The sequence below is a fragment of the Kocuria sp. HSID17590 genome, assembly GCF_003989485.1.
GTDB classification, from domain to species: Bacteria; Actinomycetota; Actinomycetes; order Actinomycetales; family Micrococcaceae; genus Kocuria; species Kocuria salsicia.
The window spans coordinates 1-6,141 of the sequence record NZ_RBMB01000061.1 but is presented as its reverse complement, the minus strand read 5'-3'; the positions used below and the strand labels follow the sequence as shown (position 1 = coordinate 6,141).

The window sequence follows — 6,141 nt, the reverse complement described above, 5'->3', positions numbered from 1 at the left end:
TGCACGTCGAGGTCTTTCGGGCTGAGTGTGTAGGAGCTCTCATCCTCGGGAGACCTCGACCTCTATCCGGCCACCGACGCGCCGGCCCGCCGCGCGACGTGCGCTACACCCTCATCTGGGAAGAGCCAGTTCACGACACGATGCCCGACCGGAATCCCCCGGCCGGGCATCGTCGCGTGTGCAGCCATCGGGTTCCCGGGCGAAGTGCTCGGCATCAACGGGGGCCTCCTCGGAATCGCAGCAGAGCGAGGATGTGCCGATCCGAGCGTTCACGACCGTGTGCATGGCCAGGCGCTGGTCTCCGGGGCGGGTTCCAACTGGCCCGGAGACCCCACCCGGGTACCACCCCGCAACGACTGACACCGACCTCACGGGCAGCCACGGGGATGCTGGCCCCCACCCCACCCCGACCCGCTCCGGAGTCTCGGGGAGAGATGCCTCCCCTTCCTGCCAATGACACGGTCCCCGCAACCCCCTGAAGAACAGGGGGCTGCGGGGACCGCCAGGACCCGCCGCGGAGGTGGGCCCTCTGTCACCCCCGAACGCCCGCCCGGGCCGGGGGAGCACCGCGACCGGGCTCAGGCGATGACACCGATGATCTCGCCGATGAGTCGGAAGTTGAGGACGGTGAGCACCACCGTGGAGAACCACCCCAGCACGCTCACCCACCGGGCATTCGCGAATCGCTCGCCCATGATCTTCTTCGAGGAGGTGAACCACACCAGGGGCACCATCGACACCGGCAGGGCGATGCACAGGAAGACCTGGGAGTTCACCAGCAGTGCATCCAGCGCGGCCTCGTCCCCGCCGTAGATGATCGTGCAGATGACCACCGGGATCACGGCGATCAGTCGCGTGATGACGCGCCGGAACCACAGCGGCACCCGCAGGCGGATGAAGCCTTCCATGACCACCTGGCCGGTGAGGGTGCCGGTGATGGTGGAGTTCTGCCCCGAGGCCAGCAGTGCCACGGCGAAGAGGGTGGAGAGTACCGGGCTCGCCACCGATCCTGCGATCGCGTTGTCCTGCAGGGCCGCATGCAACGCCCCGAAGGTCGAGAGATCACTGCTGGTCCCGAAGAAGAGACCCGCGCCGAGCAGCAGCAACAGGCAGTTGATGATGAACGCCCCGGAGAGTTGCAGGTTCGAGTCCCAGGTCGCGAAACGTACCGCGCGCGCCTTCCCGGCCACGTCCGCCCTGTCGTAGGCACGGGACTGCACGATTGCGGAGTGCAGGTAGAGGTTGTGGGGCATGACCGTGGCTCCCACGATGCCCAGGGCCATGTGGAGCTCTTGGGGTTGGAGGACCTTGGCCGAGGGGAGGAAGCCGACGGCGACCTGCCCCATGTCGGGGGCGGCGATCCAGACCTCGTAGACGAAGACCGCCATGATCGTGAGGATCAGGGTGGCCACGATCGCCTCGATCTTGCGGAAACCGACCTGCATGAGAAGCAGGAGGACGAAGACGTCGAAGACGGTGAGGATGACACCGAACACCAGGGACATGCCGAAGAGCAGGTGGAGGGCGATGGCAGCACCGATTACCTCTGCGATGTCGGTGGCCATGATGGCCAGTTCCGCCACGATCCACAAGACGATGCCCGTGCGTCGGCCTGTGTGGGCGCGGGTGGCCTGGGCCAGGTCCATACCGGTGACGATGCCGAGCTTGGCCGCCATGTACTGCAGGAGCATGGCCACCAGGGAGGAGAGCAGGATGACGTTCAGCAACATGTAGCCGAACTGGGCGCCACCACCGATGGACGTCACCCAGTTGCCCGGGTCCATGTATCCCACGGCCACCAGCGCGCCGGGTCCGGAGAAGCGCAGGAGTGTGCGCCAGAAGGCCGCACCCTCCGGCGGAACCTCCACGGTCCCGTTGATCTCTTCCAGGGAGGGGCCGTTCGCCGGACGGATCAGGCCGCCGACCTGGTCCTGCTCCTTCTGCTCTTCGTGCGCTGCCGGGATGGCCATGGGGCCTCCTCGTGGGTGGTGCGAGTGCTGACCTCATTGTTCTAGCACTCGAATCACCGATTTCGTAGATCCGAAGTCGTACTGTGACGCACCATCCTCCCCCGCGAAGTCCGTCCCCAATTCCACCGAAGTCCGTCCCAGATCCTGCCGAAGTCCGTCGCAGAGTGCGACGACGTCCGTCAGTCCGGGGCCCGAAGGGCGGATGGGCAGACGGGTAGGTGAGTGGGTAGGGACGTGGGGAGGACGTCGCCCTCAGATCTGTGGACAGGGCCGCCCTCGTCCCCCTCCCCCCAAACCCGATGGGTGCACCCCGTACGGCTGCTCCACCCCCCACGGACCGCAACGGAATTCGGCGGAGTTGGGGACGGACCTCGGCAGGAAAGAGGACGGACTTCGGCGGGATCTGGGACGGACTTCGGCGCGGGGGGGGGGAAGGAAGGAAGGGAGGAAGCGCTCAGGTTGCTGCCAGGAGGCGGCGGCGCAGGGGACGCGTCGCTTCCGACCCCAGCAGGACCAGACCCAGTCCCACCAGCATGAAGGCCACCAACCCGACCACCGGCCCCCAGAGGTTCTGGCTGACCATCACCGGGGAGATGAAGAGCAGCCCCATGCCCAGAGACCCCATGGTGACCAGCACGGCGGGGATCCCCACCTCCGCACGCCGAGAGGCATCGAGAAAGCGGGCGGGAGCACCCATGTCCGTCAGCGCCCGCGTCTCCGCGATCCCGTCAATCGTGCGGATGGACTGGTTGACGGCGGTGGAGATCGCCGCCAGCACGAAGGTGATGCCCAGCGTCAGGAGCATGCCCGTCGAGATGTCAGCCATCATGACGGCGTCGTCGGAGCCGGCCGCGGTCCCGGCATCCCCCATGCCCACCACCTGGAGCAGGGGGTCGAGGACGCCCACGACAAAGCCGACCATGGCCACCGCCCCGAAGGACCGCCACACGGAGCGAGGATCGTCCATGATGCGTCGACCTGCCAGCAGCAGACGAGGGCGCCGCGCGGTGCGTGTCATGATGCGTCCGAGCGCCCCGATCAGCCAGGTCCCCACCACTGTGGTCAGAGCGAAGACGACGGCCAGGAACCCCAGGAGCATTCCCGCGGCGACCGCTGTGCCCATCCCCATGAGCATCTGCGCAGGCCCGATCCACACGACGACCAGGACGACAGTCACCACCGCACCCACTGGGGAGACGCGGTGGGCCTCGCTGCGCCGCGCCACTCCCAGGGGGGTGACGGCCGCACGCCTGAGTGACAACCATGCACTCACCGCTCCGAGCGCGACCATGAGAGTCCCGAGGCCCAGCAACAGCCAGGGGCCCATCCACATCTTATGGACGCCCATGGGTGCACGCTGGAAGCTGACCAGGTGCCACACGGGCAGGGTCACGACGTACAGCACGCTGCCCAACACCACCCCGACCATCGCATTCATGGTCGTCTCCAGGACCGAGGCAGCCTTGGTGGAGCCCGGGGGCAGACCCAGCAGACGCAGGACCGCCAGGTCACGCGCACGCCTGGACAGGCCGAGACGGGCTGCTGCCGCCCCCATGGACAGGGCGGGGACCACCAGGAGGATTGCGGCGAACAACGCCAGGAGAAGGTGGAAGGAGGTGGCCATCAACTCATTGCTGGGGGCGTGGAGACGCGAGACGAATGCCCCGACCCCTCCGACCACGGCCAGGAGGACGGCGTGGGGCAGGGCGAAGGCCAGGACCGTGAGCACGGAGGTCGCGCGGTCCCTGCTGCGCAGCAGGGCGCGCGTGGCGACCAACACCGAGTTCATCGCAGGGACCCGTCGGTGTCGAACCCCTCGGGGCGGGACCCGTCGACCTCGGAGCCGACATCGCGGGACCCGTGGGCAGCGCCCACCCCGGGAACCGTGCCCACCCCGGGGGCAGCGCGACGAGGCGGAACAGGGCGGGCCCGGACACCACCCGCCGCAGGCAGGATCCGTCCGTCACGCATCTCGATCACGGCGGGGAACCACGAGGCCACCCCCGGGTCATGGGTGACGAGCACCAGGGTTGCACCACTGGCACGGCACGCGGAGGTGAGCACGCCCATCACCTCATGTCCCGTGGCCTGGTCCAGTGCACCGGTGGGCTCATCAGCGAAGACCACCTGCGGTCCAGCTACGAGTGCCCGCGCAATGGCCACGCGCTGGGCCTGGCCTCCGGAGAGCTGGCCCGGGCGATGCGCACCGAGCCCCGCCAGCCCCAACAGGCCCAGGAGCTCCCGGGCACGGGTGGTGGCCGCGCTCCTGTTCACGCCCGCCAGCATGCGGGGCAGGGCGATGTTCTCCTCGTTCGACAGTTCCGGGAGCAGCTGCCCATCCTGGAAGACGAAGCCGAAACGCTGGAGACGCAGCCGCGAGAGCTGTCGTTCGGGCATGCCGACCAACTCCTGACCCTCGACCACCACCGACCCGGAGGTGGGACGCAGCACCCCGGCAAGGCAGTGCAGCAACGTCGTCTTGCCGGAACCCGACGGCCCCATCACCGCAACCTGGGCACCCGGGGGCAGGTGCAGGTCGACGCCGGCCAGGGCCTGGACCCGGATACCGCCACGCTCGTACTCCTTGACGAGGGCGGACACGGTGATGCCGGCAGAGGGCAGGACTGGGGTCTGGGGGAGGGGGTGGGTGGCCCCCGGCGCACTGGTGAGGTTCATGACTCCATGCTCACGCCGCGCAAAGGCCTCCCACCATCGGTGACCCCCCGGATTGTCCCCGGAGGGTCATCCGAGGGGGACCCTCCGGGGACCCCCTGTTCCGCACGAGCTGCACCGGGCGTCCACGGTTCGCAGGAGCCCGGGGCTGGATCCCGGGCTCCGTTCCACCCCGCACATGTCCGCCCGTGCAGGAGATGCACTCCTTGCGGCGCGCCCGTGGCGGTGGCCGCCCGTGGGCGCGAGGATGGGGACATGGAACACACCGCAACACCCAGCACACCGGATGCCGAGCCCGCCCTCGTCATCGCCGTCAACCTTAACGGTGATGAGGTGGGAGCGGGGTGGGGCAAGGCCCACACCGTCGCCCTGGCGACCATCGCACGCGGGACCATCGTCTCCTGGGAACCGGTGGACGTCCGTTGGGACATCTCCCACGACACCGCGAGCTCGGAGGGCTCCCACCACGCGAACATCGTGCGATTCATCCGCGAACACTCCGTGCGCGCCGTCGTCACCGGACACATGGGGCCACCCATGGCCAACACCCTGCTGAAGCTCGGCGTCTACCCCCTGGTCAATGCCGCCGGCGATGCACGTGACGCCGCTCTGGCGGGTGCGGCCTTCGTCATCAGCCACGAGGACGAGGGCGACCCATTGACGTCCGAGGGGTCACAGGACTCGACACCGAGCTCCTGACCCGACCGGGCAATGGTCCCCGGGACGGTTGGGTCCCACCCACACGGCCCATGGTGATGCGCGCCACATCGACCTACCATGGGTGGCGACGGTGGTCGGAGCACACGGCAGGGCCCTGCCGGACGGACACCGAGGGAAGCGGGCAGTGATGGACATGATGTCGTCCCCGATGATGGCCATGCTCGACAAGGAGATGCCCGGCATGGACATGATGATGATGCAGCAGTGCATCGAATCGTGTTCGGCCTGCGAGCAGTCCTGCACGATGTGTGCGGACATGTGCGCCTCCTCCGGGATGGAGGGCATGGCTCGCTGCATGGCCATGTGCATGGACACCGCCGACATGTGCCATGCCACGATGCGCATGATGATGCGCCCCAGTGGCATGGACGCAGCAGTCATGATGCAGGTGCTCGAGGCCTGCATGATGATGGCCCGGGCCTGTGCCGAGGAGTGCATGAAGCATGACGACATAGAGCACATGAAGGCCTGCGCACAGGTCTGCATGGACTGCGCCAAGGCCTGCGAGTCCATGATGGGCTCGATGAAGATGATGATGGCCAAGTGACCCTGATGTCACCCGGCCATTGCGTTGCCACGATGTGTGCCCCGTCCCGGCAGGGAGACGGGGCACCCCGGGGCTGAAGCCCCGGGTGTCGCGGTCCCTCTCGACTAGGGCGTGTCTCCTATATGTGAGGTGAGGGTCGCGGGATACTGGCGGGGTGAATGAGAAGTCTCGGTTTGAGGCGATGACGGATGAGCAGTGGGAGCGTGTGGAGCCCCTGTTGCCAACGAACTG

General features: G+C 67.9%; 5 protein-coding genes. 2 read left to right on the top strand and 3 right to left on the bottom strand.

What is annotated here, in order from left to right:
* Positions 1-578: 578 nt before the first annotated feature.
* The 3 genes from D8M39_RS12280 to D8M39_RS12270 form a co-directional block, all read right to left on the bottom strand.
* On the bottom strand, positions 579-1,970 hold the full coding sequence (locus D8M39_RS12280) for an Nramp family divalent metal transporter (RefSeq protein WP_126875109.1): 1,392 nt from the start codon (positions 1,968-1,970) through the stop codon (positions 579-581).
* Positions 1,971-2,424: 454 nt separating this feature from the next.
* The gene (locus tag D8M39_RS12275; protein WP_126875108.1) at positions 2,425-3,759 is read right to left on the bottom strand and encodes an FtsX-like permease family protein; all 1,335 of its coding nucleotides are present in this window, start codon (positions 3,757-3,759) and stop codon (positions 2,425-2,427) included.
* Positions 3,756-4,646 carry an ABC transporter ATP-binding protein gene (locus D8M39_RS12270; protein WP_126875107.1) on the bottom strand — a complete coding sequence of 297 codons (891 nt, stop codon included), beginning with the start codon at positions 4,644-4,646 and terminating at the stop codon, positions 3,756-3,758. Before D8M39_RS12270 ends, D8M39_RS12275 begins: the two co-directional genes overlap by 4 nt.
* A gap of 252 nt (positions 4,647-4,898) precedes the next feature.
* Here D8M39_RS12270 and D8M39_RS12265 point away from each other — a divergent pair, with 252 nt between their 5' ends.
* Together D8M39_RS12265 and D8M39_RS12260 are read left to right on the top strand one after the other, a co-directional pair.
* Complete coding sequence (locus D8M39_RS12265) at positions 4,899-5,342, top strand: NifB/NifX family molybdenum-iron cluster-binding protein (protein ID WP_082681824.1); 444 nt, start codon at positions 4,899-4,901, stop codon at positions 5,340-5,342.
* Between the two features lie 148 nt (positions 5,343-5,490).
* Positions 5,491-5,910: a four-helix bundle copper-binding protein gene (locus tag D8M39_RS12260; protein WP_055083029.1), complete on the top strand. Its 420-nt coding sequence runs from the start codon at positions 5,491-5,493 to the stop codon at positions 5,908-5,910.
* The last annotated feature ends 231 nt before the right edge of the window (positions 5,911-6,141 follow it).

Excerpts from the sequence above, each read along its gene's own strand:
- D8M39_RS12280 (WP_126875109.1), bottom strand. The coding sequence starts at position 1,970 with ATGGCCATCCCGGCAGCGCACGAAGAGCAGAAGGAGCAGGACCAGGTC.
- D8M39_RS12275 (WP_126875108.1), bottom strand. The coding sequence starts at position 3,759 with ATGAACTCGGTGTTGGTCGCCACGCGCGCCCTGCTGCGCAGCAGGGAC.
- D8M39_RS12270 (WP_126875107.1), bottom strand. The coding sequence starts at position 4,646 with ATGAACCTCACCAGTGCGCCGGGGGCCACCCACCCCCTCCCCCAGACC.
- D8M39_RS12265 (WP_082681824.1), top strand. The coding sequence starts at position 4,899 with ATGGAACACACCGCAACACCCAGCACACCGGATGCCGAGCCCGCCCTC.
- D8M39_RS12260 (WP_055083029.1), top strand. The coding sequence starts at position 5,491 with ATGGACATGATGTCGTCCCCGATGATGGCCATGCTCGACAAGGAGATG.